Source organism: Rhodococcus sp. T7, from assembly GCF_009872365.1.
In the GTDB taxonomy this organism is placed as follows: Bacteria; Actinomycetota; Actinomycetes; order Mycobacteriales; family Mycobacteriaceae; genus Rhodococcus_F.
The window spans coordinates 1-24,986 of sequence record NZ_WXYH01000368.1 but is presented as its reverse complement, the minus strand read 5'-3'; the positions used below and the strand labels follow the sequence as shown (position 1 = coordinate 24,986).

At 68.0% G+C, this 24,986-nt stretch carries 27 protein-coding genes and 1 pseudogene; 7 read left to right on the top strand and 21 right to left on the bottom strand.

From position 1 onward, the window contains the following. Positions 1–178: 178 nt before the first annotated feature. From MLGJGCBP_RS39250 to MLGJGCBP_RS39240, 3 genes are all read right to left on the bottom strand, one after another. Complete coding sequence (locus tag MLGJGCBP_RS39250) at positions 179–355, bottom strand: hypothetical protein (protein WP_007296110.1); 177 nt, start codon at positions 353–355, stop codon at positions 179–181. Between the two features lie 105 nt (positions 356–460). Beyond that, entirely contained in the window at positions 461–1,750 is a 1,290-nt protein-coding gene (locus MLGJGCBP_RS39245) for a COG4705 family protein (RefSeq protein ID WP_007296109.1), read from the bottom strand. 730 nt (positions 1,751–2,480) lie between these two features. After that, positions 2,481–2,858, bottom strand: coding sequence for a CD225/dispanin family protein (locus MLGJGCBP_RS39240; protein ID WP_039950588.1), 378 nt, complete (start codon positions 2,856–2,858; stop codon positions 2,481–2,483). Positions 2,859–3,430: 572 nt separating this feature from the next. Here MLGJGCBP_RS39240 and MLGJGCBP_RS39235 point away from each other — a divergent pair. Then, positions 3,431–4,237, top strand: coding sequence for a COG4705 family protein (locus tag MLGJGCBP_RS39235; protein ID WP_236581628.1), 807 nt, complete (start codon positions 3,431–3,433; stop codon positions 4,235–4,237). A 568-nt stretch (positions 4,238–4,805) separates the two neighbouring features. On the opposite strand, the gene MLGJGCBP_RS39230 is transcribed toward MLGJGCBP_RS39235, so the two are convergent. Then, positions 4,806–6,122: an alpha/beta hydrolase gene (locus MLGJGCBP_RS39230; protein ID WP_007296106.1), complete on the bottom strand. Its 1,317-nt coding sequence runs from the start codon at positions 6,120–6,122 to the stop codon at positions 4,806–4,808. Positions 6,123–6,942: 820 nt separating this feature from the next. Here MLGJGCBP_RS39230 and MLGJGCBP_RS39220 point away from each other — a divergent pair. Next, positions 6,943–7,143, top strand: a complete 201-nt coding sequence (locus MLGJGCBP_RS39220) for a hypothetical protein (RefSeq protein ID WP_007296105.1) — start codon at positions 6,943–6,945, stop codon at positions 7,141–7,143. 133 nt (positions 7,144–7,276) lie between these two features. Here the strand turns inward: MLGJGCBP_RS39220 and MLGJGCBP_RS39215 are convergent, their stop codons facing one another. After that, entirely contained in the window at positions 7,277–7,579 is a 303-nt protein-coding gene (locus MLGJGCBP_RS39215) for a helix-turn-helix domain-containing protein (protein WP_007296104.1), read from the bottom strand. Next, the gene (locus MLGJGCBP_RS39210) at positions 7,579–7,926 is read right to left on the bottom strand and encodes a type II toxin-antitoxin system RelE/ParE family toxin (RefSeq protein ID WP_007296103.1); all 348 of its coding nucleotides are present in this window, start codon (positions 7,924–7,926) and stop codon (positions 7,579–7,581) included. The genes MLGJGCBP_RS39215 and MLGJGCBP_RS39210 overlap by 1 nt, the downstream gene beginning before the upstream one ends. 117 nt (positions 7,927–8,043) lie before the next feature. Between MLGJGCBP_RS39210 and MLGJGCBP_RS39205 the strand changes: the two genes are divergently transcribed. Continuing rightward, the gene (locus MLGJGCBP_RS39205; protein WP_007296102.1) at positions 8,044–8,412 is read left to right on the top strand and encodes a hypothetical protein; all 369 of its coding nucleotides are present in this window, start codon (positions 8,044–8,046) and stop codon (positions 8,410–8,412) included. Positions 8,413–8,559: 147 nt separating this feature from the next. Here MLGJGCBP_RS39205 and MLGJGCBP_RS50845 read toward each other — a convergent pair whose 3' ends face one another. The 15 genes and pseudogenes from MLGJGCBP_RS50845 to MLGJGCBP_RS39135 form a co-directional block, all read right to left on the bottom strand. Then, positions 8,560–8,724, bottom strand: coding sequence for a hypothetical protein (locus tag MLGJGCBP_RS50845; RefSeq protein WP_012686844.1), 165 nt, complete (start codon positions 8,722–8,724; stop codon positions 8,560–8,562). 578 nt (positions 8,725–9,302) lie between these two features. Further along, positions 9,303–9,719: pseudogene (locus MLGJGCBP_RS39200) on the bottom strand (TVP38/TMEM64 family protein); the annotation flags it as partial. Between the two features lie 149 nt (positions 9,720–9,868). After that, positions 9,869–11,107 (bottom strand): L,D-transpeptidase, encoded by a 1,239-nt coding sequence (locus tag MLGJGCBP_RS39195; RefSeq protein ID WP_007296099.1) that lies wholly within the window; start codon positions 11,105–11,107, stop codon positions 9,869–9,871. A gap of 126 nt (positions 11,108–11,233) precedes the next feature. Beyond that, positions 11,234–11,917, bottom strand: a complete 684-nt coding sequence (locus MLGJGCBP_RS39190; protein ID WP_007296098.1) for a DUF305 domain-containing protein — start codon at positions 11,915–11,917, stop codon at positions 11,234–11,236. Between the two features lie 94 nt (positions 11,918–12,011). Continuing rightward, positions 12,012–12,467, bottom strand: coding sequence for a DUF6153 family protein (locus tag MLGJGCBP_RS39185; protein WP_012686845.1), 456 nt, complete (start codon positions 12,465–12,467; stop codon positions 12,012–12,014). Between the two features lie 148 nt (positions 12,468–12,615). Beyond that, positions 12,616–12,873 carry a hypothetical protein gene (locus MLGJGCBP_RS39180; RefSeq protein ID WP_012686846.1) on the bottom strand — a complete coding sequence of 86 codons (258 nt, stop codon included), beginning with the start codon at positions 12,871–12,873 and terminating at the stop codon, positions 12,616–12,618. A 38-nt stretch (positions 12,874–12,911) separates the two neighbouring features. After that, positions 12,912–13,910, bottom strand: coding sequence for a CopD family protein (locus MLGJGCBP_RS39175; protein ID WP_236581627.1), 999 nt, complete (start codon positions 13,908–13,910; stop codon positions 12,912–12,914). Positions 13,911–13,912: 2 nt separating this feature from the next. Then, positions 13,913–14,551 carry a copper resistance CopC family protein gene (locus MLGJGCBP_RS39170; RefSeq protein ID WP_012686848.1) on the bottom strand — a complete coding sequence of 213 codons (639 nt, stop codon included), beginning with the start codon at positions 14,549–14,551 and terminating at the stop codon, positions 13,913–13,915. Between the two features lie 5 nt (positions 14,552–14,556). Next, on the bottom strand, positions 14,557–15,378 hold the full coding sequence (locus tag MLGJGCBP_RS39165) for a F510_1955 family glycosylhydrolase (RefSeq protein WP_007296096.1): 822 nt from the start codon (positions 15,376–15,378) through the stop codon (positions 14,557–14,559). A gap of 94 nt (positions 15,379–15,472) precedes the next feature. After that, the gene (locus MLGJGCBP_RS39160) at positions 15,473–17,023 is read right to left on the bottom strand and encodes a multicopper oxidase family protein (protein WP_007296095.1); all 1,551 of its coding nucleotides are present in this window, start codon (positions 17,021–17,023) and stop codon (positions 15,473–15,475) included. Positions 17,024–17,148: 125 nt separating this feature from the next. Continuing rightward, the gene (locus tag MLGJGCBP_RS39155; protein ID WP_007296094.1) at positions 17,149–18,438 is read right to left on the bottom strand and encodes an MFS transporter; all 1,290 of its coding nucleotides are present in this window, start codon (positions 18,436–18,438) and stop codon (positions 17,149–17,151) included. Beyond that, on the bottom strand, positions 18,435–19,547 hold the full coding sequence (locus MLGJGCBP_RS39150) for a PLP-dependent cysteine synthase family protein (RefSeq protein WP_012686849.1): 1,113 nt from the start codon (positions 19,545–19,547) through the stop codon (positions 18,435–18,437). Before MLGJGCBP_RS39150 ends, MLGJGCBP_RS39155 begins: the two co-directional genes overlap by 4 nt. Positions 19,548–19,654: 107 nt before the next feature. Then, positions 19,655–20,047 carry a hypothetical protein gene (locus MLGJGCBP_RS39145; protein ID WP_007296092.1) on the bottom strand — a complete coding sequence of 131 codons (393 nt, stop codon included), beginning with the start codon at positions 20,045–20,047 and terminating at the stop codon, positions 19,655–19,657. A 116-nt stretch (positions 20,048–20,163) separates the two neighbouring features. After that, positions 20,164–21,126 carry a M56 family metallopeptidase gene (locus MLGJGCBP_RS39140; RefSeq protein WP_007296091.1) on the bottom strand — a complete coding sequence of 321 codons (963 nt, stop codon included), beginning with the start codon at positions 21,124–21,126 and terminating at the stop codon, positions 20,164–20,166. Further along, positions 21,123–21,503 (bottom strand): BlaI/MecI/CopY family transcriptional regulator, encoded by a 381-nt coding sequence (locus MLGJGCBP_RS39135; protein ID WP_007296090.1) that lies wholly within the window; start codon positions 21,501–21,503, stop codon positions 21,123–21,125. Before MLGJGCBP_RS39135 ends, MLGJGCBP_RS39140 begins: the two co-directional genes overlap by 4 nt. Positions 21,504–21,881: 378 nt before the next feature. Between MLGJGCBP_RS39135 and MLGJGCBP_RS39130 the strand changes: the two genes are divergently transcribed. From MLGJGCBP_RS39130 to MLGJGCBP_RS39115, 4 genes are all read left to right on the top strand, one after another. Then, positions 21,882–22,472 (top strand): TlpA family protein disulfide reductase, encoded by a 591-nt coding sequence (locus tag MLGJGCBP_RS39130; RefSeq protein WP_007296089.1) that lies wholly within the window; start codon positions 21,882–21,884, stop codon positions 22,470–22,472. Continuing rightward, positions 22,469–23,095: a TlpA disulfide reductase family protein gene (locus MLGJGCBP_RS39125; protein WP_012686852.1), complete on the top strand. Its 627-nt coding sequence runs from the start codon at positions 22,469–22,471 to the stop codon at positions 23,093–23,095. The genes MLGJGCBP_RS39130 and MLGJGCBP_RS39125 overlap by 4 nt, the downstream gene beginning before the upstream one ends. After that, positions 23,092–23,898, top strand: coding sequence for a cytochrome c biogenesis CcdA family protein (locus MLGJGCBP_RS39120; protein WP_007296087.1), 807 nt, complete (start codon positions 23,092–23,094; stop codon positions 23,896–23,898). The genes MLGJGCBP_RS39125 and MLGJGCBP_RS39120 overlap by 4 nt, the downstream gene beginning before the upstream one ends. 153 nt (positions 23,899–24,051) lie before the next feature. Then, positions 24,052–24,986: M23 family peptidase (locus MLGJGCBP_RS39115; protein WP_160102636.1), on the top strand; the 935-nt coding region annotated here is incomplete at its 3' end.

Genomic DNA, 24,986 nt, shown 5'->3' with positions numbered 1-24,986 from the left:
CCTTCGCGGTGTCCTCCGGACCGATTCCCGCCGGACTGACCAGTAGGCGCGCCCTCGCCAGTCGGCGCCGACCGCGACCACCGAAGAACAGCGCGGAGACCGCGTACCCCAACTGGAGCCGCTCTCCCGCAAGTTCACCGGCCGCGGTGCCGAGAGTGAATGTGAACTGGATCGCCAATCAGTAGAACCCTTCGCGGCCAGTGGTGTCGATGCTATGGATGGACAGGGTGCGCTCGCTCGCGTACCCGAGCACGAAGGCCGCTATCAGTGCGATACCGAAGATCATGGTGGTGGCCTCGAGAGACCGGTCAGGGTTGTCCGGGATGAGTGTCCCGACCACGCTCAGCAGAATCACTGCACCAATACAGCGCCGGAATGGACTCTGTGCCCTTCTGCGGTCCGATGCGGCGGGCGGCCGCCGCATCGGTGGGACGCCGGTCCGTGCCTTTGCACGATTGCCTTACCGAAGCGCGGTCAACAGTGCGGTGAGGGTCTGGGTCTCGGTCGCGGTGTCGGGTTTGCTGGCGCGTAGTGCGTGCAGGACGCTGTCGATCTGGCCGTCGAGGACGGTCCAGGTGGTTTCGTCGAGTGGGCGCAGCGTCGTCTCGTCGTCGTCCCACGCCGTTTCGAGGTCCTTGATCCGGGCTGTCGCGTCTGCCTGGTCGCCGGCCTGGACTTTCCCGAGGGTGTCCTCCGCGATGGTGCGGAACTGCGCTATCTCTGTCGGCGGGAAATGCGCTGACACCTGACCCGGGGTGAGCGTTGTGATCACGGGTGTGGTGCCGGTTTCCTCGTCGCTCGCCGCGGTCGCGTGTGGCTGCCCGGCCGCCCAGATGAGCAGCGCGCCGGTGGCGACGGCGACGGCGACGTAGTACCCGAGCATGATCCGCTCGCGCGTCGGATGCGTGGTGATGGTCGTTGTGTGGGTTTGTTCGTGCTCTTCGATGACGTCGCTGCGGGTGAGCGTGAGGTACACGACCGTCGCGAGGATGGCGGTGAGGAAGATGGCGCTGGTGAGGGCGGTACCCAGGCCGAGTCCGTGATCGGTCGACGGGGATGCGAGCCAGTCGCCGAGGTTCGCGCCGAGTGGGCGGGTCAGGATGTAGGCGAGCCAGAAGGAGAGCACAGCGTTCGCGCCCAGACGCCAGCCGATCACGATCAACACGATCAGGCCGGCCGGCAGGAGCACCGATACACCGGGTCCCCAGCCGGTGAGGTCGAGTGTCCAGTCGCCGGCCGCGGTACCCAGGGCGAAGGTGATAAGTACTGCGAGCCAATAGAATAACTCTCTGGGCACCGTGACGATGCTGTGGATCGACAACGTCCGCTCGCGAACAAACCACACGGCGAAGACGATGGTCAGGGCCGCCGCGAAGACGCTCGTGCTCAGGGCGAGCGGAATGCCGAGAACATCGGTCAGGATGTCGGTGTAGAGCGTGCCGGTCACGCTGAGCACGACGACCGTCAGCCAGTAGACGAATGGCTCATAACGGGAAAGGCGCAACTGCCACCCCAGAACTGCGGCAAGGATGACCGTGAAGGTGAGGGCGGTGGTGTTCAGACCGAAACCCAAGGTCATGTTGATCCAGTCGGCGAAGCTCTCGCCCACGGTGGTGCAGAGGATCTTGATGACCCAGAACCAGACGGTGATCTCGGGCACCTTACTCAGCATCGCGCGCTGGGCTTTGATCGTCTCGGATCTCGTTGCCTCGTCCACAACGTCCGACCGTAACGCCACGTGGCTGAACATTCGCTGAGGGTTCGGTCAACGCCTGCCCCGCCCTCCCCATGTCACGAGTGATCTGTCGCCCGGTTCGCTCTACTGCCTATGTCAGTTTTCGCCGGCCGGCGCAATGAGGACCGGCGGATCTGGCTCGCGAGGAGGGGTTGCCTCGCCCTGACTGGGTATCCCGAGCGGCATGATGGTTCATCGGAATCGATGTACGCAAGCGCCCCACGAATGTCGACGAAACCACTGGGGCCCCAGCAAACTGCCACCCATCACCGCTGCGCTGGGGGTGCGGGGTGAGAATCAGTGATCGATCCGTGTCCATCGCTGTGGAGATGACCCCACGAGTCTGCGCTCGAGGATGCGAAGTACTTCCGTCCCACCGTCGCCGCTGGCCTTGCGGCAAGCACTGAACCGCGCCATTGATCTGACGGTTTCCATTGTACGAGAGACGATACCAAGCGCGATCGATGACCCATTCGGGAAGGTCGCGGTCCCGGTGTGCCGAACACAACGGTTCTTGGATGGAATCGGTCGACATATTGTCGGGTCGGCGGCAGGCGCTGCGCAAGTTGTCCGCGCGGCGCTTTGTCCCCGCGGCGCTGCATGCTCTGACGACCTCGGATACGCCGTCACCCCTCGCCCGGTCACCTGACCCGCACAACACCACCGCGATCTGCTCGGCTCCGCTGCGCTCCGCCGGGAGAATGTACCCGTCGGCACCAGGCGCAAGATCACCTCACTATCGGGGTTATTCGCGCATGTGGTCGTGCCACTCGCCCCCGTCGCCGCCGTTTGCAATCAGAACAATCGCCGCGATCGCATAGAGGACGATCGCGAGCAGCAGTAAGCCACCGAAGATCCATAGTGACAGTTGCCCGAGCTTACGCACCCGCCGAGAGGCGTACTCGGCGCCGTCAAGATCGCCCTCTGCCCACCTGGGATAGACCTCAAACGCGTGGTGAAATGCCGAGAACGCCAGTGGCCAGAAGAAGAGCACCGACACCACCGCCCAGCCGGCGTTGCTGCTGGGTCTCGCCCTGACCGACTGGCCGTCGGTTGGGTCGCGGGCGGGCTCGGTCCGAGTGGGCCGCTCATCAGGCGCGGGTTCCGATGATGGATTGACCATCGCGACCTCCATATCTGTAGAGACCGTTCCGCATCGACGATACGTGCCTTACGCTGAGGATTCGCTGAGTGCTCCATGATCGATTTCGGGTGTGGTCGCCGTGTTCGCTGTCGTGGCGCGGCGCCTCTCGATCACCGCGCCGCGCGAGTAGCGAGACCACTGGGTAGGTCCGCCGTCCCTCAGAGTGCTCTCGGCGAATCCGGTCACTCCGGATGTGCATGCCATCCCGGACGATGTCGACCACGGTTCCCGAGGTCACCTCTCCTTGGAGGGGTTCGATCGCGCAGATGCCGACACGCAGTGATCCATTCTTCGGACGCGGTAACGACATCCGGGTGGGCCTGCCATGTATTGGTCAAGTCGCGCAAGAGGTATGGGCGCACAACGAGAACCCCTCTCAGCGGACCCACAGCATTGGATGGCCATAGTGGGTGCCGGGGTGAATGTGATTGCCGACCACGGAGAAGAGAGGAGATCGACCTATGTCATCGGTTGCGCCCGGATCGCATGGACCCGATCATCCGTCACGGTATGTGATGCGCAAACTTCCTCACATCACCCTGACTTTTTGGATGTTGAAGATCGTCGCGACCACTTTCGGGGAAACCGGTGGCGACCTGCTCGCGCAGACCTTGGAGGTCGGCTACCTGGTGAGCACGCTCGTCTTCTTCGCGATGTTCCTTGTCGCTGTCGTGGTGCAGCTGCGGGCTCGGAAGTTCCATCCCGCCATCTACTGGACGGTCATCGCGCTCACCAGTACCGCCGGCACCACCCTGTCGGACTTGATGAACCGTACCGGAGGAATCGGTTACACGAAAGGCGCGATCCTGCTCACCAGCTGTCTCGCCGTCGTGTTCGTAGTCTGGTGGCGCAGCGGGCAAACCCTCGACGTCGAAAATGTCGCGAGCTTCAAAGGTGAAGTGTTGTATTGGATCGCGATCCTTTTCTCCAACAGTCTCGGCACCTCCAGTGGGGACTTCCTAGCTGACGACCTCGGCATCGGTTTCCGGGATAGTGCGGTGGTCCTGTCCGCGGTCATGTTGCTGCTGTTGGCCGCACACTACTTCACCCGGATCAACGCCATGTTGTTGTTCTGGATCGCATTCGTCCTCACCCGTCCCCTCGGCGCCACCGCAGGCGACTCCTTGAGTAAACCGATCGAAAAGGGCGGATTGAACTGGGGCACCATGTGGACATCGGCGGCGCTGCTCGCCGCAATGGTCGGGTTGATCATCTACCAGGCCATACACCTGCGTCATCACCCTCTCGATCCTCTGCCAGCTCCGATCGACCGGCGCACAGGTGATCGGCAGAAGCCCAACGGCGCCCTGGTCCCCGAAGACCGCGCGGAGCGGGTCACTGCCGAGGGATCCGCTTGACCCGCCGTGGCCGATACATGCCCGGCGCTGCGCGTAGGTGCGACCCGGCGAGCTATTGCCGGTCACCGGGTTGTGCGTCGGTGTCGTCGCCGGCGCAGGTTTGTCGGAGGAACGCCGATGAGGCCGAACGTGTTTCGTGCTCATCTGAATCCAGCGGGAGAGGTCTCGCGCCTCGGCCCCTGGTCGCCTCCTGCCACGGGACCTCCACCGCCGACAGGGAAAGGAACCACCGAAGCGGGTCCATCCCATAGGAACGCTGCGTGCCGTCGACCGGCCCAGGTCGGACAGATACGCCGTCACAGCGGCTTCGAGCGCTTGGTCTATAGCAAGACCGCGGCCGCCGCACCGGAGGTTCCGGGCTGGGGCTGGCCATCGACGCCGCACACAACGGGGCCGTCCGGCTCGCAGACGGCCCGGACGGCGGCGTTCGCGTCATCGTCGAACTTGCCGTACGTGGACCTGACCACCCCCGGCCGATCTCGCCGAATAGCCAGCGCCAGTAGTACCCCGGTCCCGGAAGGTCTGTGCGGTGGCCCACGATGCCTCGAGCACGGTGATGTGCGCCGGTTCAGGGTGTGATCGCGAGTCGTCGACCCAACCAGGGGAGTTCCTTCTCCAGACCGGCCGACCACACCTCGAAGGTGTGACCGCCGGGGAGCTCGGAGTAGTGAACATCCATACCGGCATCCCGGGCGGCGATGGCGAGCAGTTGCAGCGCCTGCTGAGCCTCGGGATCGGCGGAGCCGGCGACGAATGCGCCGGCGCTGTCCGGGTACCGGTGGGTGTGGAGCAGGTCGAGGGGGTTGATGCGGCGAAAGGCCTGCTCGTCGCCGGCGAACACGTCGGTGACGGTGCGGCGGTGGTCACCGAGGCCTGGTTCGATCTGCCCGGACAGGTCGAGGAAGGTCGGGTAGATGTCGGGGTGCGCGGTGGCCAGTTGGAGGCTGCAGGTTCCGCCGTAGGAGAGCCCTCCGATTGCCCAGCCTTGCGGGTCCGGATCGATCTGGAAGGTGCTCTTGACCCAGTTCGGGACGTCGGTACCGAGGTAGGTGTCGACATTGCCGAGGTGCGAGTCCACGCACGCCGGGTTGCCGAATTGAGTGCCCGTCGCGTCGGCGACGACGACAACGGGCGCCAGGCCGGCGTGCTGTGCGGAAAAGGAGTCCATGGTCTCGACCAGTCGTCCGCCGGCCAGCCAGTCCTCGGGGCCGCCGGGTACCCCGGCCAGCAGCACCAGTACCGGCAGAAGGGGGCGTGGCTCGGCGAAGTATGCCGGTGGGAGGTAGACGATGGCGGGTCGTGCCTCGAATCGAGACACCGTCGGTGGAATGGTCCCGGTAGTGACCGCTCCGGTCGCGGGCATGGCTGCCGGCGCTTCCCACACCGGGGAAAGCGGATCCCGATCGACGGCGGTCCGGTCGGTGCCCCTGATCTGGTCGAGGGCGAGTGTGCGGTAGTCGGGAATGCCCAGGATCGACCCGAGTGTCGGGTAGGCAGCGAACAGGACATTGATCTGGCCAGCCGCGGCGATGACGACGACAACCGAGGAAAGGGCGATCGCGGTCGCTGTCACCGGGTAGCGGCGGTCGCGGCATCGGAAGAACGCCCGCAACGTCGCCAACAGGACGGCCAGCACCGCGACGCCACCCCAGAAGTAGACTCGCCGGTCGAGTATGTCGGGAAACGGCTTCCAGACCCTTTCGACGATCCACACCGATCCCACCGCCAGCGCCACGGCACCACAACCGGCGAGGGGGACACCGACGAGCAGCCATCGGCGGCCGCGGCGGAGGAGTAGAACACCGAGACCGATGACCACGGCGACCGTCAGTGCGGCCCGGATCGGTCCGGACAGCAATGACCACCCGGTCAGTTCGCTGAGCATCGGATCGGCGCACCCTTCCTCCCGACGGGGCCCGGACTGTGCTGTTGACGCCGGTACCACCGCCGCGCTCCCCACCCAAGCGGCTCTTCCCAGTTGGCAGTGGCATTGATGTCGGCCGGGCGCGCGCCGCCATGATCGGCAGGCGAAGGCCAACCGTACCCGTCCGCAGATAATGCGGCCACAACTCGATTGTTGCCACACGTGGCGTTGACGGAGACGACGGCAGCGGTGTCGGTGTGTGGATCGACCCGCAACGGTGCCTCCCGGCGCCAGTCGAGGGTCAGCAAATGCGTTCCTCGGGAGAGCCGCTGGACGAAGCCGTATCCGGCCAACTCTCCTTCCGGGACTTGCCAGCCGATGTGTTCGGTTTGTCGACGACCTCCCGAACACCGGACCGCGGGTGACCAGCTGCTCGAACACCGCCGGCAACTCGGTCTCCGGCGTTCGGCAAGGATTTGTCGTACCGGCGACCGCCGTCGATGCTCATCCGAGTGCGTTCCGCCATCGATCGATGGCAACCATTGTTTAGTCACAGTGAACCTGGTTGGGGCTCAGCAGGTTCGGGCTGATCCGCAGGACCGGATCGGTGACCACGCAGAGGGCGTAGCGCGGCCGCGGAAGTCGGTAGTCTCGCCGCGGCGAGGCGGTCACAGACATCCGCCGGGTGTACCAGGAGGATTACGCCTACGCCGCAGCCGTGGCGCTGATCGCCTCGGTGGACTCGGACTCGGACTCGACGGAGGCGCTGTTCGTGCCTAGCTCGAAGCGCACCTAACCTCTCCGCGAAGGACAAGCGGATCGCGTCCTTCCGGGGTTTCCGATGAAGGCGCTCATCGCCGTGAAGCATGCGATGCTCGTCGTCTGGAACATTCTCGCCACGGCGACCTCTGCCCCGATCCCGGGGCCGTCGACTTCATCCGGCGTGGCCCCGCCACGACCAGGGGCCCGCGCAGTCGGCGAGCTCGAGGCACTCGGCTACCGCGTCACCCCCCACCCGTCCTCACCTGCGGTGGTCACCTAGTTTCGTAAGAGAGACGTGAGAGACATGGTGTCTCTGACGAGCCGGGCGAGGGAGGGAATGTGATGGTCCGTCTTGCCCGAATGGCGATCACCCGTGGCATCGCCAGTGCAGGCGCCACCGGCGGCGGCACCTGTCAGCGGCTGGTGAGTTCGTCGGTGTCCACATGCACCCCGACGTGGACTCCAACTTTGCTGCCGAGGTTGACCAGGGCGTCGAGTGAGAACTTGCTCAGCTTTCCGCGGTACAGGTCCGACAGCCGCGGTTGAGTGACGCCGAGGTTCTGCGCTGCCGTGACCTGGGACCACCCGAAGCGGTCGATCTGTCCGCGGATCGCGGTCATCAGATCAGCGCGGAGCTGACGGTTGTATGCTTCGCCCGGGGCGTCGCTGATCGCCTCCCAAACGGAAGCGGTCTCGACGATGTCGTTGTCGCTCATCATTTCTCCTTCGCATGTGCGTCCGCCGCCTTGTAGCGGCGACGGCCGAGGTCGATGTCGGACTTCGAGGTTTTCTGCGTCTTCTTCTGGAAACAGTGCAGGACGTAGACCACCTCGCCGAACCGAGCAACGTAGAACGTTCGAAACGCTCCATCGGGAGTGCGGACCCGGATCTCTCGACAGCCGGCCCCAACCTCCTTCATCGCCTTCCAGTCATCCGGATCCAGCCCCTGCTGCACTCGATCGAGCTGGTAGCCGAGATCTGTCTGTGCATCTCCGGGCAGATCACGCAGGTCATCGAGCGCACTGCCAACCCATCGAATCGGTTTTTCGTTACCTCGCACCACTTACACAGTATATCAATACGGATATACACGAGACCGGGAAGTATATTCGATCGTTTCATGGTCGAGCATGACCTGCAGCCGCGTCGTCGGGAGTTGAGGACACGGAGGACGACGTCGATGGCGAGATGGTTGACGACCACCATCAGCACGAACGATGTTCCGGTTCCGGAGGTGTACATGTCGCAGGCAGAGCGCGCGCGGGGGCGCGGCAGCCACTATATCGAGGAATCGGTCTGGGTGTACCTGATGCGTGACTGGGACGGTGCCGATCGGTGGGTGCTCGACCCGGTGACGGTGGACGGGTACGGGCTGGACTCGGGCCTCGAGAACGGTGTCCGCAACAGTGAGTGCGTGTGCGAGGACCAGGCCGAGTGCGACGTGTCCGGGATCGGATGGACCGGGCCGCCGTTGTGTGGTGGAGCCGGAGGGGCTGGGCGGTCAAGGTTCCGGTGCTCGCGCAGTTTCCTGCGGATATCGAGACCATGACCGGGCTCGACCCCGAGGGGCGCCCGGTGATGGCGCAGCGGATTGGTACGGTCGTGGGTGTAGACGAACGGCGCGTTGCCGAATAATTCATCGCGGATGATGCGGTTGTCTCACGCTCTTGATCGCACGGCTCGATCACGAGGTTTGTCACCGACGTTTGAGCCAGATCGCGAACTGCGGCGGCCAACGTGACGTCGCGGCCTGCCGCTCGTTCACCTTCTTCGAACTCATGAGATGGATACGGCTGGACGCCTCGAGTCGCGCGACTTCGGAGACAATCTTCGGTGCCAGCTTCGTGCCAACACCGGTCATGTGAATCCGTGTGTGTCCAGGCGGGCGGAGCGCGTTCATCTGCTTACGGAGACCGGTGAGATCGCCGGCAGCGACCGGCACGGCGGACAGAGGGCATACTCGCCCCTTTTGGATTCGTCGATGAACGCATGCATTGCGGCGGAACGATCTGAACAGTCCCGGGCTGCGGGCACCGCACGCTCATCACTGCTGGTTCACGGCACGCAATTTGTCGGTTGAGCGGTGCGCGGTAACCGGATGCCTGCTGTCGATGTCGATGAGACGACGGTGGAAGCGTTTCATCGTAGTTGGGCTGAGCGGGCAGAGCGACCGCGGGCGGGGTGTGCTGGTGTCTACCGCCTCTGACGGCAGACACCAGTGTGCGTTTGACCTGCCGCCCATATGGGCTGTATGGGTCATATGCAGTGAGAGTGCGCTGAGCTGAGGTGCTGGTGGCACGTCCCACCCCACCCGCCGATGCCGCGGCTGTAGCTAGGCAGAGTGCTTTGGATGTAGTCCTCGACGGCCTCACGCATGAGTTCGCTGGGCTTGTGGTGCTTGTGGTGCTTGGCGTTCGTCGAGCTTGTTGCTCAACGGTTGGGGCTGATCAGGCGCAAGGACCCGACCGCCAGCCACCCGCGCCGGGCGAGGCGGGCATCGATGGCCTTGACCGCGGGGTGCGTCAGCCGCGCTCGTACCGCGGTGCGCCCGAGCGCGCGCACCAGCAGCAGCGCCAGCACGGCGCTGACCGTCGTGGCGGCGATCGCGACGGCGACCCCGGGGCCGGGCCCGAACCGCAGTCCGGCGCTGAGGGTGAACACCGTTCGCGGCACCGGGGCGATCGTCAGTACCGCCTGGGCCAGGAAGAACACCAGCACGAACGCCGGTCCCATCGACTCCGCCCACTCCTGCACCTGGGAGATCGACGGGCGAGGGGCGAGGGCGGCGGCCACGGCCAGTGAGGCCAGTACCGCCAGGGTGGCGAGGACTCGGCGGTCGCGCAGGATCAGCGGCACCCGCCGAGGACCGCGACGTGGGGATCTGGGGGATAGTTGGTCGGCGGAGGCGCTCGGGCGGGCATCACCTGGCCGCGAGTGCTCACCGACTGAGTCGGCCTCCGCGGCGGCGTGGACGGTGTAGGTTCGCGGCCTCCACGTTGGAGGGATCACGCCAGCGCGCTTCCGGCCAGCCACTGATCCCACGGCACGGACCAGTCCCCGTTCTGCCACTGCGCGAGCGGCTCCCCGCCGGTGTTGCGGACCTCGACGATGTCGCCGGGGACGGAGAAGTCGTAGAACCAGCGGGCGTTGTCCGGGCTGAGGTTCAGGCAGCCGTGGGAAACGTTGGTGTTGCCCTGCGCCCAGATGGTGTCGGCGAGTTCGTGGAGATAGATGCCGTCGTTGCTGATGCGGGTGGCGTAGTTGATCGTTTCCTTGTACCCCAGGCGGGAATTGACCGGGAGCCCATAGGTCGAGGAATCCATGATCACGGGGTTGGCCTTGTCCAGAACGGTGTAGATGCCGCGCTGGGTCCAGAACGTCAGGGTTTGCCCGTTGATGGTTTCGCTGCCGCCCATCCCCATCGAGGTGGGCATGGTCCGCACGACTTCACCGTTGTTGCTGACCGTGATCTGTTTGGTGGTGTCGTCGGCGATGGCGATGTGCGCGTCGCCGATGATGAACGAGGTGGTCGCGTCCTCCTGACCGAACAGTCCACCACCGAGGTCGACGCCGTAGACGTTCGCGCGGGCGGTGACTTTCGTGCCGGGTGTGTAGTAGTTCTGCGGTCGCCAGTGCACGTTCTGCTCGTCCGCCCAGTACCAGGATCCCGGCACCGGGGGTGTGGTCTCGACGGTCAACGCCCTCTCGGCAGCGGCGCGGTCGGTGATCGGCTCGTCGAAGTGGGTGACGACGACGATTCCGATGCCGAAGGTGCCGCCGTCGGTGAGGAGATTGCCACCGGAGGTGACGAACGTCGGTTTGGTCAGGTTGCCCGGTTTGACGGTGGAGAAGGTGCTGGTCCGCTCGGTGCGGGTGCCGTCGTCGTGGATTGCGGTGGCCGCGATGGTGTAGGTCCTGCCGTATCCCAGCGCGGCACCGGGTTTCCAGGCGATGCGGTCGGGGGTGAAGATGCCCTCGATGACCTTGCCTTCGTTGTTGGTCATGGTGACCGATTCGAGGGTGCCACCGGTGGTTTCCACTGACACCGGGTCCGCGGGGTTGACCGTGTCGGCTCCGTCGGCGGGGGTCACCGTGATCGTGGGGTCGGGGTCGGCGGGGGTGGAAGGGTTCGCGCCGCCGCCCGGCGAGGATCCGGTGCCGGATGGGGCGCAGGCGGCCAGCAGCGCGAGCAGGATCGCCAGGGCGATCAGGATCGGAGTACGGCGGGGTGGGTGTGTGTGCATGAGTTCCTCAATACCGACGAGGCGGCAGCGAGCTGGTGGCAGAGAAGAAGTGGGGTGCACGCCATGTCCGTGGCGGCGGGGGAAGAGGGTGGGACCGGGAGGGGGCACGGTCCCACCCTCGTGGGGTCAGCCCTGTTGCAGCTGCCCCTGCATGGTGGTGATTTCGGCTTGCTGGGCGCCGACGATGGCGGTGGCCAGTTGCTTGGCGTCGGCGTTCTCTCCGTCGGAGAGTTCGGTCTGAGCCATCTCGATGGCACCGGTGTGGTGTTCGATCATCATGTTCAGCCAGGCGGTGTCGAAGTCGGCGCCGCTCTTGCCGGCCAGGTCGCTCATCTGCTCCGGTGTCATCATTCCGCTCATGCCACCGCCGTCGGCCATCCCGCTCGTTCCGCCGTGCTTCATCCCGCTCATGCCGCCGCCGGCATCGGTCGAGGGAACACTCATGCCCCGCTGTGCCAGCAGTGCGGTCATCTGTTCCATTTCCGGTCCCTGGGCTGCGGCAATGTTTTTGGCCAGGTCGAGTATCTGTGGGTTGGTGGTGCGGCCCTCGACCATGTTGGCCATCTCGACGGCCTGGGCGTGGTGGGGGTACATCGTCTGCAGGAACGTCACGTCGGCGTTGTTGAATGCGGTCGTCTCCACCGCTGCGGTGGTGGGGCTGCTCGACGTGGTGCCCGAGGTGTTATTCGACATCTGGGACATGTCGTGTCCGCCGCCGCTGTTGTCGCTACAGCCGGCGAGAACCAGCACTCCGGACACCGCCGCGGCGGACAGGACGAACGTGGCACGGGGGGAACGCAAAGACCACATGGATAGGACTCCTCGAAAGGTCGGTGTGTGAAAGGTGAAGCAGGCGTGCCCGAGACACGTCCGCGTAGGTGACCCACTTGACGTGGGTCACCTGTCACACCCGCAATACCGACAGTTGCGCGAGGGTCGGAGTGGTCCACGGCGGCGCCCGGCCAGCGCGGTGGCGCAGCAGGGCCCGCAGGCTGTGTACCGCGGTCTCGCCGGTGGTGGCGGTGGCGTACCACCGGGCGAGGACCAACGCCGCGGCGATCGTCATCACGGCCATGCACAGATGCAGGCCGGAATGGTCGGTGCAGTCGCCGCCCTCGCAGCCCGTCCCGGCCAGTGCGACGGGAAAATCCTCGAGCGGCATCGGCATCGGCGCCGCGGCCGCGTCGTGGGAGTGCGCGTGCACACCGGAATCATGCCCCGATGAGGTGGGGTGCCCGCCGGTGTGGTCGAGCAGGGGAGAGGAATGCATGAGGAGGACACCGAACAGCACCGCCACGACAGCGGCCACCCGCAGCAGGTGCTGCATCGGCGGCGTCGTACCCAGCGCTTTCACAGTCATGATGGTACTGGCCGGGCTCGGGGTCGCCGCGGTGAAGGGCGCGACCGGGTGATTGTGTCGCTGAGTGCGGCGCCACCGGTCGGCTGTCCGCACTGGGTAACCCCGGAGACGATGCGATCGCCCGCCGTCCCGCCGCCCCGCCGCCCCGTCATCGTTCACCGGGCTCTGGGTAGAGGAATCTGCGGGTGACGAGATGTTTGCTGTCGGTGAGGGTTTCCTCGCTGATCCGTCCGGCGTCGTCGAGGGTGAGCAACACGTTCATTCCGGCGGCCGGGTAGCCGAGCACCAACCGCACGGCCCCGTCCGCGTGCGGCAACCGGACGGCGATCGGGGCGGTTCCGTCGGCGTACGGTTCCTGCGCCAGGAAGAAGTCGGCGGACAGGTCGAGTCGCTGCGGCTCGGGCACCGGGCCGCTGGTGTCGCTGGTGACGCTCTCGTAGACAGTCAGGTCCCGTGGGCGTGGGTGGCGGCGACGGCGCGGGCGAGGTCGTCGCCGCCGGGACCGGTGGGCCAGGGCGCGAGCAGGCTGACCGTGCCGCCCTGCCAGCCCTGCGCCGCCGCGCCGAGGGTGAGCACGTTGTCGCCGCCCTGCCAGCTGGCGGGTGCGACGAAGCAGCCCGGGCCGCATCCCCGCAGGTCGAGTGGAGCGCCGTCGGTTCCTGCGGCGTCGATCCGCCCGGTCAGGGAAAAGTCCTGGCCCGGTTCGGGGGCGTAGTAGTCGCCGCGGCGTGGGGTGGACAGCCGTACCACCAGTTGCCCGTCGCTGGCGGCGACGGAGAGTCCGATCTGCCCGGCGAGGGCGCCCAGGGGCAGGACCGGACCCGTCGGCGCCGGGGGGGCCGGCTGCGGGGAGGTGCCGGCCGGGGTGGTGGAGACCAGGGTGGCGCTGACCGCCAGCACCGCGATCAACACGATGCTCTCGGCCCGAATCGTACGCCGCATCAGGGCTGTTCGCTCCGGGGCGTGCAGCGATTGCCGCGCCGCGAGCGCTAACCCGGCGGCGGCGGCGGCGACCAGCACCAGCTTGACCACCAGCACCTGACCGTAGGTGGTGGACAGCAGGGCGGAGAACGGAATCAGCAGCAGGGCGGAGACGGTGCCGGTGGCCACCACGACCAGGAAGGTCCCCACCGCCAGCCGGGTGTATCCCGCCAGCACCCACCGCACGGCGGCGCGCTCGCCCCACCAGGCACGCACCGCGCGGACCGTGTGCACGAGCGCGCCCACCCAGATCGCGGCGGCCGCCAGGTGCACCGCGGTCAGGAGGCCACCCCAGCCGGGGGCGGCGACGTTGGCGTGCGAGCGCAGGCCCTCCGCGGCGACGACCAGCACCAGCGGTGCGAGTGTCCACTTCCGGCGGTCGGCGGCGGCCACCACGATCGCCCCGGCCAATCCGGCGGCCTCGGTGAGCAAGACGAGACCGGGCCGGCTCTGCCACCACATATTCACCTCGCCGGCGACGCGGCGAGGGCAGCGCCGAGGCCGAGGACACCGACAAGTCCGATCAGGGCGCCGGCCACCAACGGGGACCGCAGCACCGGCAGGGACGGATTCTCTCGTCGGGCGGTGGTGGTGACGCGTTCGGCGATCAGACCGCCGAGTGCGACGGCGAGCCCGAGGAGCAGCAGCCACCGCAGGGCGGTATCGGTCCAGGACGTCGACGGGCCGTCGGCCGCGCTGCCGTCACCGGTCAGGGCGAGGCCGACGGCGAATCGGAAGTCCTGCTCGACCAGGTCTCCGTCGGCGCCGGTCACCTGCCAGCGCACGGTGTAGGTCCCCGCTGCCAAGGTGTCGGCCGGGCGGGCGGTGAGGACACGCCCGTCCCGGGCGGTTTCGGCGGCGCCCATCGGGATTTCGCGGCCGGCGCCCTCGTGCAGGACGATCGCGGGCGCCCCGGGGGTGACCGGTTCGTTGAACATCAACGTGATCGACTGCGGTGGGTCGGAGACCGCGGTGTCGGAGCCGGGGTCGGTGAACAGCAGGGTGGGACGGGCGCCGGCCACCCCCGCCCCGGCACCCGCGGCCGCGGTCAGGGCCAGCAGCAGGAGCAGGCCACGGAACAGGTGGCGGGCGAGGGCGGGCACAGTCGTCAGTTCAGGGTGTAGAGCGCCTGGGAGGTGGCGGCGTAGGCGGTGTCGTAGTTGGCTGCGGTCATCGCTTCGACGGTGCCGACCCGGGAGCGTTTCTGCCAGTCCCGCCCATCCCTGCTGCGCCAGGCGTACCCGTCCTCGTCGATTCCCCACAGCGCATCCCCGGCGCCGGAGACCATCACCAGTCGTGGGGCGTTCGGCACGGGCGAGAACGTGCGGGCGCCGGTGGTGCTGTGTTCCAGACCCGCCGGGGTCACCGCCCACACCCCGCTGCCGTTGACCGCCAGTGCGCCGGCGACCAGAGACGCGCCCGGTGTCCAGGTGGTGCCGCCGTCGGTCGACACGAGCAGCCCGTCCTTGCCGTCGAAACCGACCAGCAGCCGTCCGTCCGTGCTCAGGACATGGAAGTCGACCTGCCCGGCCAGGGACCGGTCCACCCAGCTGGTGCCGCCGTCGGTGCTGCTGCGCAGCCCAAGCGGGTTGGCGGCCGAACTGGACGCACCGGGGTGCCCGGACGCGAAGACGGTGTCGGTGTTCGGTACGCCGGTCAGTCCCATGAAGTCGTCGTCGGAGGCGCCGACGCGGGACGTCGTACCGGAGGTGTCGATGGCGAACAGCCCCGTGTGGGTGCCGGCCAGGACGGCGCCGTCGGCGCCCACGTGCAGTCCGTGCAGGTGGGTCAGTTCGGAGCTCAACTCCACCGTCGGCACGGCGGCGTCCGGTGTCGTCGTGTCGTCGGCTTGCGAAGAGCAGCCGGCGAGCACGAGCAGGGCGGCGATCCCGGTGGGAAATACGGTGCGGGCGATCCGATTGGCAGGCATGGGGTCTCGTTCTGTGCTCGGCGGGATGAAAAAAGGGGGGGCACCCGTAGCGAAGCCGCCGCGGGTGCTGGGTCCGATGGTGTTGCGGCGGTGGTTATTCGGTGTAGGACAGGGTGGTCATCATCCCGGCCTCACCGTGGTAGAGGTTGTGGCAGTGCACCAGCCACTGGCCGGGGTTGTCCGCGTCCAGGTCCACCTCGACCGTCTGATTCGGCAGCACCAGGGTGGTGTCCTTGCGGGGACCGGTGCCGTGGCCGTCGACGACCTGGAAGGTGTGCCCGTGCAGGTGCATGGGGTGAAACATCATGGTCTGGTTGACGAACCGCAGCCGCACCCGCTGCCCCTGGGCGATCGCGAGCGGGGTGTGCTCGTCGTAGGTGGCGCCGTTGATCGTCCACCGGTACCCGGACATGTCCATGCCCAGCATCAGATCGTGGACCCGATCGGGGTTGCGTAGGCCGAGCCGGACGTCCTCGCGGGACCGCAGCGCCAGGCCGGTGATCGGGGGTGCGTCGAGCTCGGCAGGCCGGATGGCCGGATCGAGTCGTCCGCCTGCCCCGGTGCGGATCACGGCGAAACCCTGCCCCTGTTTGCCCTCGGCGGCCGCGACGATCGGGAAGACCCCGTCACCGAGCGTGACGATCGCATCGAAACGCTCCCCCATGCCGATCAGCACCGAGGATCCTGTGACCGGCTGCATCGGATAGCCGTCGCTGTGGGTGACGGTCAGCTGATGGCCGCCCACGGCGAGGCGGAACGCGGTGTCCGCCCCGGCGTTGATGATCCGCAGCCGCACCCGCTGACCGGGGCGGGCCCGCACCGAGAAGGGGTCGGTCCCGAGGGTGCCGTTGATCAGGTAGTAGGGGTAGTCCACGTCCCCGGTGTCGGCGCCCAGCGGGTTCGCCGGATCGATCGTGGTCCCTATGTCCATCCCGGACATGCCGCCGTGGTCCATGCCCATGCCGCTCATCATCGGCATCCCGCCCTGGCGCAGTTCATCGAGTTGCTGGTCCGGGGTCCGGCCGCCCACCCCGTCGAGCCAGTCGTCGAGGACCAGGACGGCCTCGAGGTCGTAGTCGCCGCCCTCGGCCGGGTCTTCGACGATGACCGGGGCGTACAGGCCCCGGTCGAACTGCATCCCGACATGGGGGTGGAGCCAGTGGGTGCCGGCGTCGGGGGCGAGGAACTCGTAGGTGAACGGGCTGGTGGGGGCGATGGCGGACTGGGTCAGCCCGGGCACCCCGTCCATGTCGTTGCGCAGCGCGATGCCGTGCCAGTGGATGGTCGACTCGGCCGGCAGATCGTTGGTCAGCTCGGCGCGCAGCAGATCCCCGCGGCGCAGCCGGACTTCCCGGCCGGGAATCCGGTCGTTGTAGGCCCAGGTATCGACCTGGACACCGCCCAGGTCGATCCGGGTCGGGCCGGCTTTCAGGGAGGCGGTGACCGTGTTCCCGGTCCCGATAGTGGCTCGCCGGACCTGCTCGGCCGTCCTCACGGCTGCCGAATCGGGACCGACGGCGGTGGGCGCCGGTCCGGGGCCACCACCCCTGCTGCACGCGCCCGCAGCCGCCACGGCCCCCAGGCCGGCCAGCGCCAGAAAGTTCCGACGCGACAGGCGGGCGGCACCGGGAAACTGTTCGATCATGCACAACTCCTGTTCGAGCGCGGAGGGCGGCGCGGGACTCCGGCCGTGAACCCCACCCCAATCTACGTAGTTGCATAGTAGATGGGGTGGGGTGGGGGTCTGACCAGGGCGTTGCCTTCGGCGACCTAGCGGGCGGCCGGTACCTCGTCGCCCTCGGGTGCGGGGGTCTGCGCCGGCGGCGGGGCGAGCTGGGCGGACCGGTCGAGCAGATACAGGGCACCCACACACACCGCCCCGACGACGGTCAGCGCCACCCAGATCAGCGCACCCAGATCGGCGTCGCGCAGGATCCCGAAGACGGCGCCGGTGCCCAGGTTGCCGAGCAGGATGCCGATCCCGACGACGGTGTTGTAGAAGCCGTAGTGGGTGGCGACGAGCTTGCCGCCGGATAGGGCGACGACGGTGTCCATCTCGAACGGAAATACCGCGGCGGTGCCGACGGCCAACAGCGCCGCGGTCAGCACCAGGGCACCGGCGGCGGCCCACCCGCCGAGGGCGGCCGGACTGGGCAGCAGGATCAGCGGAAGGAAGGCCAGCGCCATGATGGCCATCCCGACGACCAGGCTGCGTCCCGAACCCCACCGGCGGGAGAACCAGGAGGTGATCCTCAGCTGCCCGGCGATCGCCACTACCCCGGACACCACGAACAGCGAGGTCACCAGGGCGGTGTCGGACCGCTCGTCCCCGGCCACCACGGCCGCCTGCAGGGGCAGCGCCAGATAGATCTGGAACGAGAGCACGTAGGACCCGATCATCGCCACTGCGAACAGGACGAAGGGCCGGTTGGCGACCACTACACGCCAGTCCTCGAGCACCGAGGTCTTGGCCGCGGCCGTCTCGGCCCGATGCGCGGGCAGCGCCCAGATCTGCACGATCGTCAGCACGGCGAAGACCGCGGCCGCCGCCAGCGAGGTGACCCGGAAATCGAGGGTGGTCAGGGCGAGCCCGATCAGGGGGCCCAGCAGAATGCCGGCCTGGTAGAAGACGTTGAAGGTGGCGAACGCCTCGACCCGACGGGGGCCGGCGTCGGCGGCCAGATAGGCCCGCACGGCCGGGTTGAACAGCGCTCCGGCGAACCCGGTCGCGACCGAGGCGAGCAGGATCGCCGGCAGTGATTCCACGGCGGCGAGCAGGACGAACCCGGCGACCCGCAGCAGGCAGCCGGCGACGATCAGGGGTTTGTAGCCGAGGCGGTCGGCGAGGGTGCCGCCGAGGAGGAACATCCCCTGCTGGGAGAAGTTCCGCATGCCCAGGACCAGCCCGACCGCCCACGCCGCCAGTCCCAGGGGGCCGGCCAGGTAGCCGGCCAGATACGGCATCAGCATGTAGAAGCCCACGTTGATGGAGAACTGGTTGACCATCAGCACTTGGCTGGGCCGGTCGAAGCTGCGGAACTGGGTCAGAAGGTTCTTCATGAAACGCTCTCGGTGGGGTCGACCACGGTGGCGCACCGGGTCCAGGACTGGACGACGTGGTCGGTCGGGTGGTCGATGGTCGCCGGTTCGGTGGGCGGGTTGGCGTCGAGCAGGCCGTGCTCGGCGCAGTAGTCGTCGTTGTAGATGGTGTCGAAGTAGCGCTGCGGGCCGTCGGGGAAGATGGCCGCGACCCGGGTCTCCGGTGGGCTGGTGCGGGCGATCCAACCGGCGGTCAGGGCGACGGCACCGACGCTCCAGCCGCCGCTGGCGTGGTGGGTGGCCGCCAGGGTTCGGCAGGACCAGACCGCTTCGTGGGGGGCCACCCAGTGCACTTCGTCGAAGGCGGGGTAGTCGATGTTGTCGGGGTAGATGCTCGAGCCCAGCCCGCGCATGAGCCGGGTACCGGCGGGTTGCCCGAAGATGGTCGATCCGACGGTGTCGACGCCGACCAGTTTCAGGTCGGGGCAGAACCGGCGCAGCACGCGGGCGACGCCGGCGGAGTGTCCGCCGGTGCCCACCGAGCACACCAGGGTGTCGACGCGGCCGAGCTGGGCGATCAGTTCGAGGGCGAGTGACTCGTACGCGTCGACGTTGTCGGGGTTGGTGTACTGATCCGGGCACCAGGACCCTGGATGGGCGCTCAGGAGTTCGCGGACCTTCTCGCGCCGGGCCTGTTGCCAGCCGCCGGTGGGGTGCGGTGTGGTGACCAACTCGACGTGGGCGCCGTAGGCGGCGAGCATGTTGTGCACGATCGGCTCCAGGCCGGGGTCGGTGACCAGGGTGACGGGATGGTGATGGGTGATCCCGGCCAGGGCCAGACCCAACCCGAGGGTTCCGCTGGTGGATTCGATGATCATCGCCCCGGGTGCGAGGTCGCCGCGCGCCTTGGCCTTCTCGACCATGTGCAGGGCGGGGCGGTCCTTCATCCCCCCGGGGTTGGAGCCTTCGAGCTTCGCCCAGAAGCCCCGGCCTGTGTCGGCGAACGGTTCTCCGATCCACAGGACGGGAGTGTTGCCGACCATGGTGCTCGGTTGCGGGCAACGGCCGGCGGTGCTCGGCAGGTGGCTGGCGGACGGTGGAACGAGGGTGGAGGGAACAGCACTGTTCATGATGAGTAGTCCCTGTATCGACTGCGACGACGGCAGTAAGTGAGTGATGGGCAGCACGAGCTGGGCCACGAGGACCAAAAGTCCTCAGATGGCCTGCGGGCTGCTGATCAGCACCTGTTGATACAGAGTTCGTTCAGAACGGTCCGGCCGTGCCGGATGGGAATGGGTAGATCCGGCGGCGCCCGCGGGGTCAGCGGCACCGACATCAGCACCAGCACCACGGCCAGGGCGATCGCGACGACCGCGGCGACGGTCAGCGGGCGGAGCGGATTGTCGGAGCGGGGCATTGCGACGACGGTGTGCGTCTCGTGCGACAGGTGGGTCGATCCGTCATCGATGTGCGCGTGCCCGGGAGCGGATTCCTCGGCTGGCATGGATGTTGTGGACGAGGAGACGTGCACGTCCTCGCCCTGGTGATCGTGCGCCAGAAAGATCCCGCACTGGGCGATCGTGTGGGCGAGTAAATAGAGGGCAGCGGCGACCGCAACAACCGTCCGCATACGCGGGGGGCGTATCGCAAAGGCCGTCACAATTTCCCGACTCTAGCAGCGCGTACCTGGGCGCCGGTCCAGTTGATCGGCGGACACCAGGGCCTCCCGGGCGCGATATCCACTGGTCAGGAAGCCATCGGCAGGCACCACATGGTTCCGGTCACCTCGAGGACAGCCAACGCGAGCGGGGCGGCGGTCACCATCGCGACCACGGCGGCCGACAGCAGGCACACCCGCACCTTTGCGGTCCGCCGCGGCGGTGACGCCAGTCGTCCGGCCCGGTCCAGCAGGGCGATATTGCCGGCGCCGAGGGCCCCGTCGGGAACCTGGGCCGGAGCGCACAACGCGAGCAGCCCCGAGAGCAGGGCCCGCGAGCCGTGCGCGCGCGCCGCCGAGTCGTCCGCGCACATCTCCAGCAGGCGGCCGACCTCCACCGCACCGGCGGTGAACAGGGTCATGCCGGGCAACGAGGCGGCGAGCACCCGCAGAACGGCCAGGATCTGAGCGTGGTGCCCGGCCAGATGGGCGCGCTCGTGGGCCAGGACCGCCTGGACCTGCCGGTCATCGAGTGCGGCGAGGGCGGCGGTGGTGATCACCACGGCGTGCGGTCGCCCGGCGGCGCAGTAGGCGGCGCGCTCGGCATTGTCGATGACCACGGCGTCGACACCGCGCACCTGGTGGCCGATGAGGCGGGCCCGGCGGGCATGACCGTGGGTGCGGATCCGCAGCCGCATCAGCCCGACAGCGAGTCGGCCGGTGATCCACACGGTGATCGACACCACTGCCGTGGCCGCCGCGACTCCGGCCACCTCGAATGCGGTGTCGGCACCGCCGAGGCTCTCCTGCAGGCGGGCAAGGCAGGCCCCGAGCAGCGACTCGCCGGGACGAGCCCGATACCGGAGAAGGTCGAGAACAAGCAGCAGTGCGGCCATCGCCCACGAGAGCACCACACTGGCGATGGCCGCCGACCAGGCGATCACCCCCAGACGCGGGGCGAGGCCGCCATGGGTGATGCGGCGCAACACCGGCGGACCGAGGACGGCGACGAGCCCGCTGAACAGGGGGAAGCAGGCCGCTGCGCTCATCATGGGGCGGCGTCCTCGTCGGTGGCCATGCGTTGCAACGCCATCCGAAGTCCGGCGGCCTCCTCCTCACTCATCTGCTCGAAGAAGTGGGTCAAGACCACATCGGACCTGCCGCCGGATTCGAACGCCTCACGCATCAGCCGGGCACTGTGCTCCTCCCGGGTTAGGGTGGGCCAGTACCGGAATGCCTTGCCGCTGCGCTCACGCTCGAGCCATCCCTTGCGGTGCAGGTTGTCCATCGTCGACATCACGGTGGTGTAGGCGATCTCGCGGCCCCGGGCCATGTCGTCGAACACCTCACGGACCGTGGTCGATCCCTCTCGATCCCACAGCCGTTCCATCACTACCGCTTCGAGTTCTCCGAACCCGCGCACCCGCATCGCGCCCTCCCACCGTCTTCGCCGTCCCAGCGTACGACGTCCCGGCCCGGTTCCTGCGCCTCGGTCGTGCGCCCACCTGCGGCGACGTCACAGAACACCACTATCTACTATCTACGTACGTAGTACGTATATTGAGTTCGGAAGCTGATGTGAATCGACGAGGAGGCGTGGAAACGATGCTGGACATGGTGAGCAATCTGCAGGCGTGGTGGGACTGTCAGATGATGATGAGCGGCCAGATGTGTCAGATGTGTGACATGTGCTCGATGATGATGCCCTCGTAATCGATTGAGAGTCTTTCGGATTCAGAGAACCACGGTATGAGTCGGCCCCTGCCGGTCGGAGTCCGCTGGCTTGTGCCGGTTCTGGCGGTGATCGTTGTGTTGGTCGTCGCGCTCTGGCCACGACAAAAGCGATGACGACCCCTCCACCGGGCCGCCCACCGCAATCGCGACGGGCCGCGGAAGCGACCAGGCCGAACGGGGCCGACTCGCCGCCGCAGCAGCGCTACAGCCGTGTCCGACCGCAAAGGCGGAGACCGTCGACGCCGGAGCGCTGGGAGGAATCACCGCCCGCTGCCTCGGATCGACCACCGAGGTCGATCTCGGTGCCGCCCTGAGCGGTGAGCCGACCCTGATCAACGTGTGGGCCTCCTGGTGCGGGCCGTGCCGGGAGGAGATCCCCGTCCTCGAGGAATACGCGCACACCCCCGATGCCATCCGCGTCGTCGGCGTCGATGTCGACGACAGTTCCACCGCCGCGCTCGCCCTGCTCACCGAATTGGGCGCGCACTATCCGTCCTTCGGTGACACCGATGCCGGCGCCCTGCGCGGCGCCCTCGGGGCGCCGCCGGTGCTGCCGCTGAGCTTCCTCCTACGTTCGGACGGCTCGATTGCGCGCATCACCGAGCCTGCGGTTTTCGCCGAACCCGCCCAAATCCACCGAGCTGTCAGCGAACTGACCTCATGACCACACCGACGCCTCAGCGACTTCTCCGCCGCAGAGTAGTCCTCGCCGCCGTGTGCGCGGCCCTGCTCACCGCGCCGGCGTGTGCCACCGGTGCGGACGCCGTCGCCCAGGGCGGCACGTTCGACTTCGTCGCCCCGGGCGGGCAGACCGACATCTTCTACGACCCACCCCAGGCCCGGGGCAGCATCGGCGCCCTCACCGGACCGGACCTGATGACCGACCGACCGGTGTCGCTGGCCGACTACGCCGGGCATGTGGTGGTGATCAACCTGTGGGGCCAATGGTGCGCCCCCTGCCGCAGCGAGGCCGACGACCTCGAACGCGCCTACACCGCCACCGCGGACCGGGGGGTGAGGTTCCTCGGCATCAACGTCCGCGACCCGGGGCGCGACAAGGCGCAGGACTTCGTCGTCGACAACGCCGTCACCTACCCCTCGATCTACGACCCACCCATGCGCACCCTGCTGGCCCTCGGCGGCAGCTACCCGACCAGCGTCATCCCCTCCACCCTCGTCCTCGACCGCCAGCACCGGGTGGCCGCGGTGTTCCTGCGCGCCCTGCTCACCGAGGACCTGCAACCGGTCATCGAACGGGTGGCGGCCGAGCCGGGAGATCCGAGATGACCGTGCTCGCCCAGGAACTCGGGTCGAGCTTCCAGACCGCCGCCGCCACCGGACCGATGCTGCTGGCCCTCGGTGCCGCGGCGCTGGCCGGGCTGATCTCGTTCGCCTCCCCGTGCTGCATCCCCCTCGTCCCCGGCTATCTGTCGTATCTGGCCGGGATCACCGGCGCGGAGACCGAGTCCGCCCCCGGTGGTGCGATCGGGGTGCGCACGGCCACCCGCTGGCGGGTCACCGGCGCCGCGGTCCTGTTCGTCGCGGGATTCACCGTCGTGTTCGTTCTCGCCACCGCGTCGGTGTTCGGGGCGATCAGCGTGCTGCAACTGAACCGGGAACTGCTCGGGCGGATCGGCGGCGTGGTCACCATCGTGATGGGGCTGGCCTTCCTCGGCGCGATTCCGGCCCTGCAGAAGGACACCCGCCCGCATCCGCGGCGGATCTCCCACCTCGCCGGCGCCCCACTGCTCGGGGCCGTGTTCGGGCTCGGGTGGACCCCCTGCCTGGGTCCCACCCTCGCCGGGGTGCTGTCGGTGGCCGCCGGCACCGAGGGCGCCACCGCCGCCCGGGGGGTCACCCTGATCGTTGCCTACTGCCTGGGCCTGGGCCTGCCGTTCATCCTGCTCGGCTTCGGCTCCACCGCGGCCGTCCGCGGTGTCGGCTGGCTGCGGCGGCACTCGCGCACCCTCCAGATCCTGGGGGGCCTGACCCTCGTCGTGGTCGGGCTCGCCCTGCTCGCCGGCGCCTGGGATGTGTTCGTCGCCTGGATTCGGGACGAGTTCGTCACCGCCGTCGTCCTCCCCATCTGACCCCGGTGGGAACCGTGGGAAACAAGTGAATAGCGGCACAGAAGTGAAGAAAGTGTATTAGCGTTACGGCGTGTCGTCTTGACTTTGTCGCGCCGGTCCATGTGTTTGCTGCACCGCCGAAACCCCGGCGTGACTGCTCAGAAGGGACCTGCGATGCGCGGTATCACCTCCTCGGCGCTGACCGCCTGCACGAGAAGACTGCCCACCCTGTGCCTGGGTGCCTCCACGGCGGCGGCGATGGTGGTCCTCACGGCCCCGCCCGCCTCGGCCGCCCATCCCGGCCACGCGGATTCGTCGTCCGCGCTCGCCGCGGCGCTGGCCGACGCGGTCACCATGGTCGCCGACGCGGCGCAGCCGGACGTGGTGGTGGTCGATCCCAGTCGTTGGCAGACCGTCGCGAACATCGCGGCCGCCAGCCTGCGGAATGCCGAGGCGAATGGCTCGCTCGCCGATGCGTTCGAGGCCCAGCACCTGCTCGCCGGATGCCTGAGCGGTTTCGCCGCCGGGTCCGCCGCCGCCGAGGTGCTCGGTGCCTGCGCCGACGAGCTCGGCGCCGTCGACGGCGGCATCGCGCCGAGGTTGCTCGCCGCACTCGAACTCGGCGACGTCTCCGAATCCTCCGGTCCAGGCATCTTCGACCACACCGACCCGGCCGAGGCTGCGGCGGCACCCGACTCGGCGCTCGCCGAGGCCACCGTCCCGAACCCGGACGAGGAGCAGACCGCCGGCACCGGTGCCGAAACCGGTGAGGCCGAGGCCGACGCCGATCCCCAGAGCGAGCATCCCGGCCCCGAGGGCGCCGAGGACATCGAGGCCCCCTCACCCGAGGCGGACACCGGCGGCGACGCCGACGGATCCCACACCCACGACGGCGCCGACGCCGAGGGGGCCGCCGACGACGCGACCGGTGACGAGACCGGCGCCGTGACCGGTGCTGACGAGACCGGTGCTGACGAGACCGAGGACGGCGCGGCGGCTCCGCAGCAGCCCCGCACCTGGAATCGCCCCGGCACCAAGGAATTCGTGGCACCCAGCGCGGGCACCGTCACCTCCACCATGGGGGATGGGCGCGGCCACGAAGGCATCGA

Coding starts and splice junctions, on each gene's coding strand:
- MLGJGCBP_RS39245 (WP_007296109.1), bottom strand. CDS start 1,750: ATGTTCAGCCACGTGGCGTTACGGTCGGACGTTGTGGACGAGGCAACG.
- MLGJGCBP_RS39240 (WP_039950588.1), bottom strand. CDS start 2,858: ATGGTCAATCCATCATCGGAACCCGCGCCTGATGAGCGGCCCACTCGG.
- MLGJGCBP_RS39235 (WP_236581628.1), top strand. CDS start 3,431: ATGTTGAAGATCGTCGCGACCACTTTCGGGGAAACCGGTGGCGACCTG.
- MLGJGCBP_RS39230 (WP_007296106.1), bottom strand. CDS start 6,122: ATGCTCAGCGAACTGACCGGGTGGTCATTGCTGTCCGGACCGATCCGG.
- MLGJGCBP_RS39220 (WP_007296105.1), top strand. CDS start 6,943: ATGAAGGCGCTCATCGCCGTGAAGCATGCGATGCTCGTCGTCTGGAAC.
- MLGJGCBP_RS39215 (WP_007296104.1), bottom strand. CDS start 7,579: ATGAGCGACAACGACATCGTCGAGACCGCTTCCGTTTGGGAGGCGATC.
- MLGJGCBP_RS39205 (WP_007296102.1), top strand. CDS start 8,044: ATGGCGAGATGGTTGACGACCACCATCAGCACGAACGATGTTCCGGTT.
- MLGJGCBP_RS50845 (WP_012686844.1), bottom strand. CDS start 8,724: ATGACCGGTGTTGGCACGAAGCTGGCACCGAAGATTGTCTCCGAAGTC.
- MLGJGCBP_RS39195 (WP_007296099.1), bottom strand. CDS start 11,107: ATGCACACACACCCACCCCGCCGTACTCCGATCCTGATCGCCCTGGCG.
- MLGJGCBP_RS39190 (WP_007296098.1), bottom strand. CDS start 11,917: ATGTGGTCTTTGCGTTCCCCCCGTGCCACGTTCGTCCTGTCCGCCGCG.
- MLGJGCBP_RS39185 (WP_012686845.1), bottom strand. CDS start 12,467: ATGACTGTGAAAGCGCTGGGTACGACGCCGCCGATGCAGCACCTGCTG.
- MLGJGCBP_RS39175 (WP_236581627.1), bottom strand. CDS start 13,910: ATGTGGTGGCAGAGCCGGCCCGGTCTCGTCTTGCTCACCGAGGCCGCC.
- MLGJGCBP_RS39165 (WP_007296096.1), bottom strand. CDS start 15,378: ATGCCTGCCAATCGGATCGCCCGCACCGTATTTCCCACCGGGATCGCC.
- MLGJGCBP_RS39160 (WP_007296095.1), bottom strand. CDS start 17,023: ATGATCGAACAGTTTCCCGGTGCCGCCCGCCTGTCGCGTCGGAACTTT.
- MLGJGCBP_RS39155 (WP_007296094.1), bottom strand. CDS start 18,438: ATGAAGAACCTTCTGACCCAGTTCCGCAGCTTCGACCGGCCCAGCCAA.
- MLGJGCBP_RS39150 (WP_012686849.1), bottom strand. CDS start 19,547: ATGAACAGTGCTGTTCCCTCCACCCTCGTTCCACCGTCCGCCAGCCAC.
- MLGJGCBP_RS39145 (WP_007296092.1), bottom strand. CDS start 20,047: ATGCGGACGGTTGTTGCGGTCGCCGCTGCCCTCTATTTACTCGCCCAC.
- MLGJGCBP_RS39140 (WP_007296091.1), bottom strand. CDS start 21,126: ATGATGAGCGCAGCGGCCTGCTTCCCCCTGTTCAGCGGGCTCGTCGCC.
- MLGJGCBP_RS39135 (WP_007296090.1), bottom strand. CDS start 21,503: ATGCGGGTGCGCGGGTTCGGAGAACTCGAAGCGGTAGTGATGGAACGG.
- MLGJGCBP_RS39125 (WP_012686852.1), top strand. CDS start 22,469: ATGACCACACCGACGCCTCAGCGACTTCTCCGCCGCAGAGTAGTCCTC.
- MLGJGCBP_RS39120 (WP_007296087.1), top strand. CDS start 23,092: ATGACCGTGCTCGCCCAGGAACTCGGGTCGAGCTTCCAGACCGCCGCC.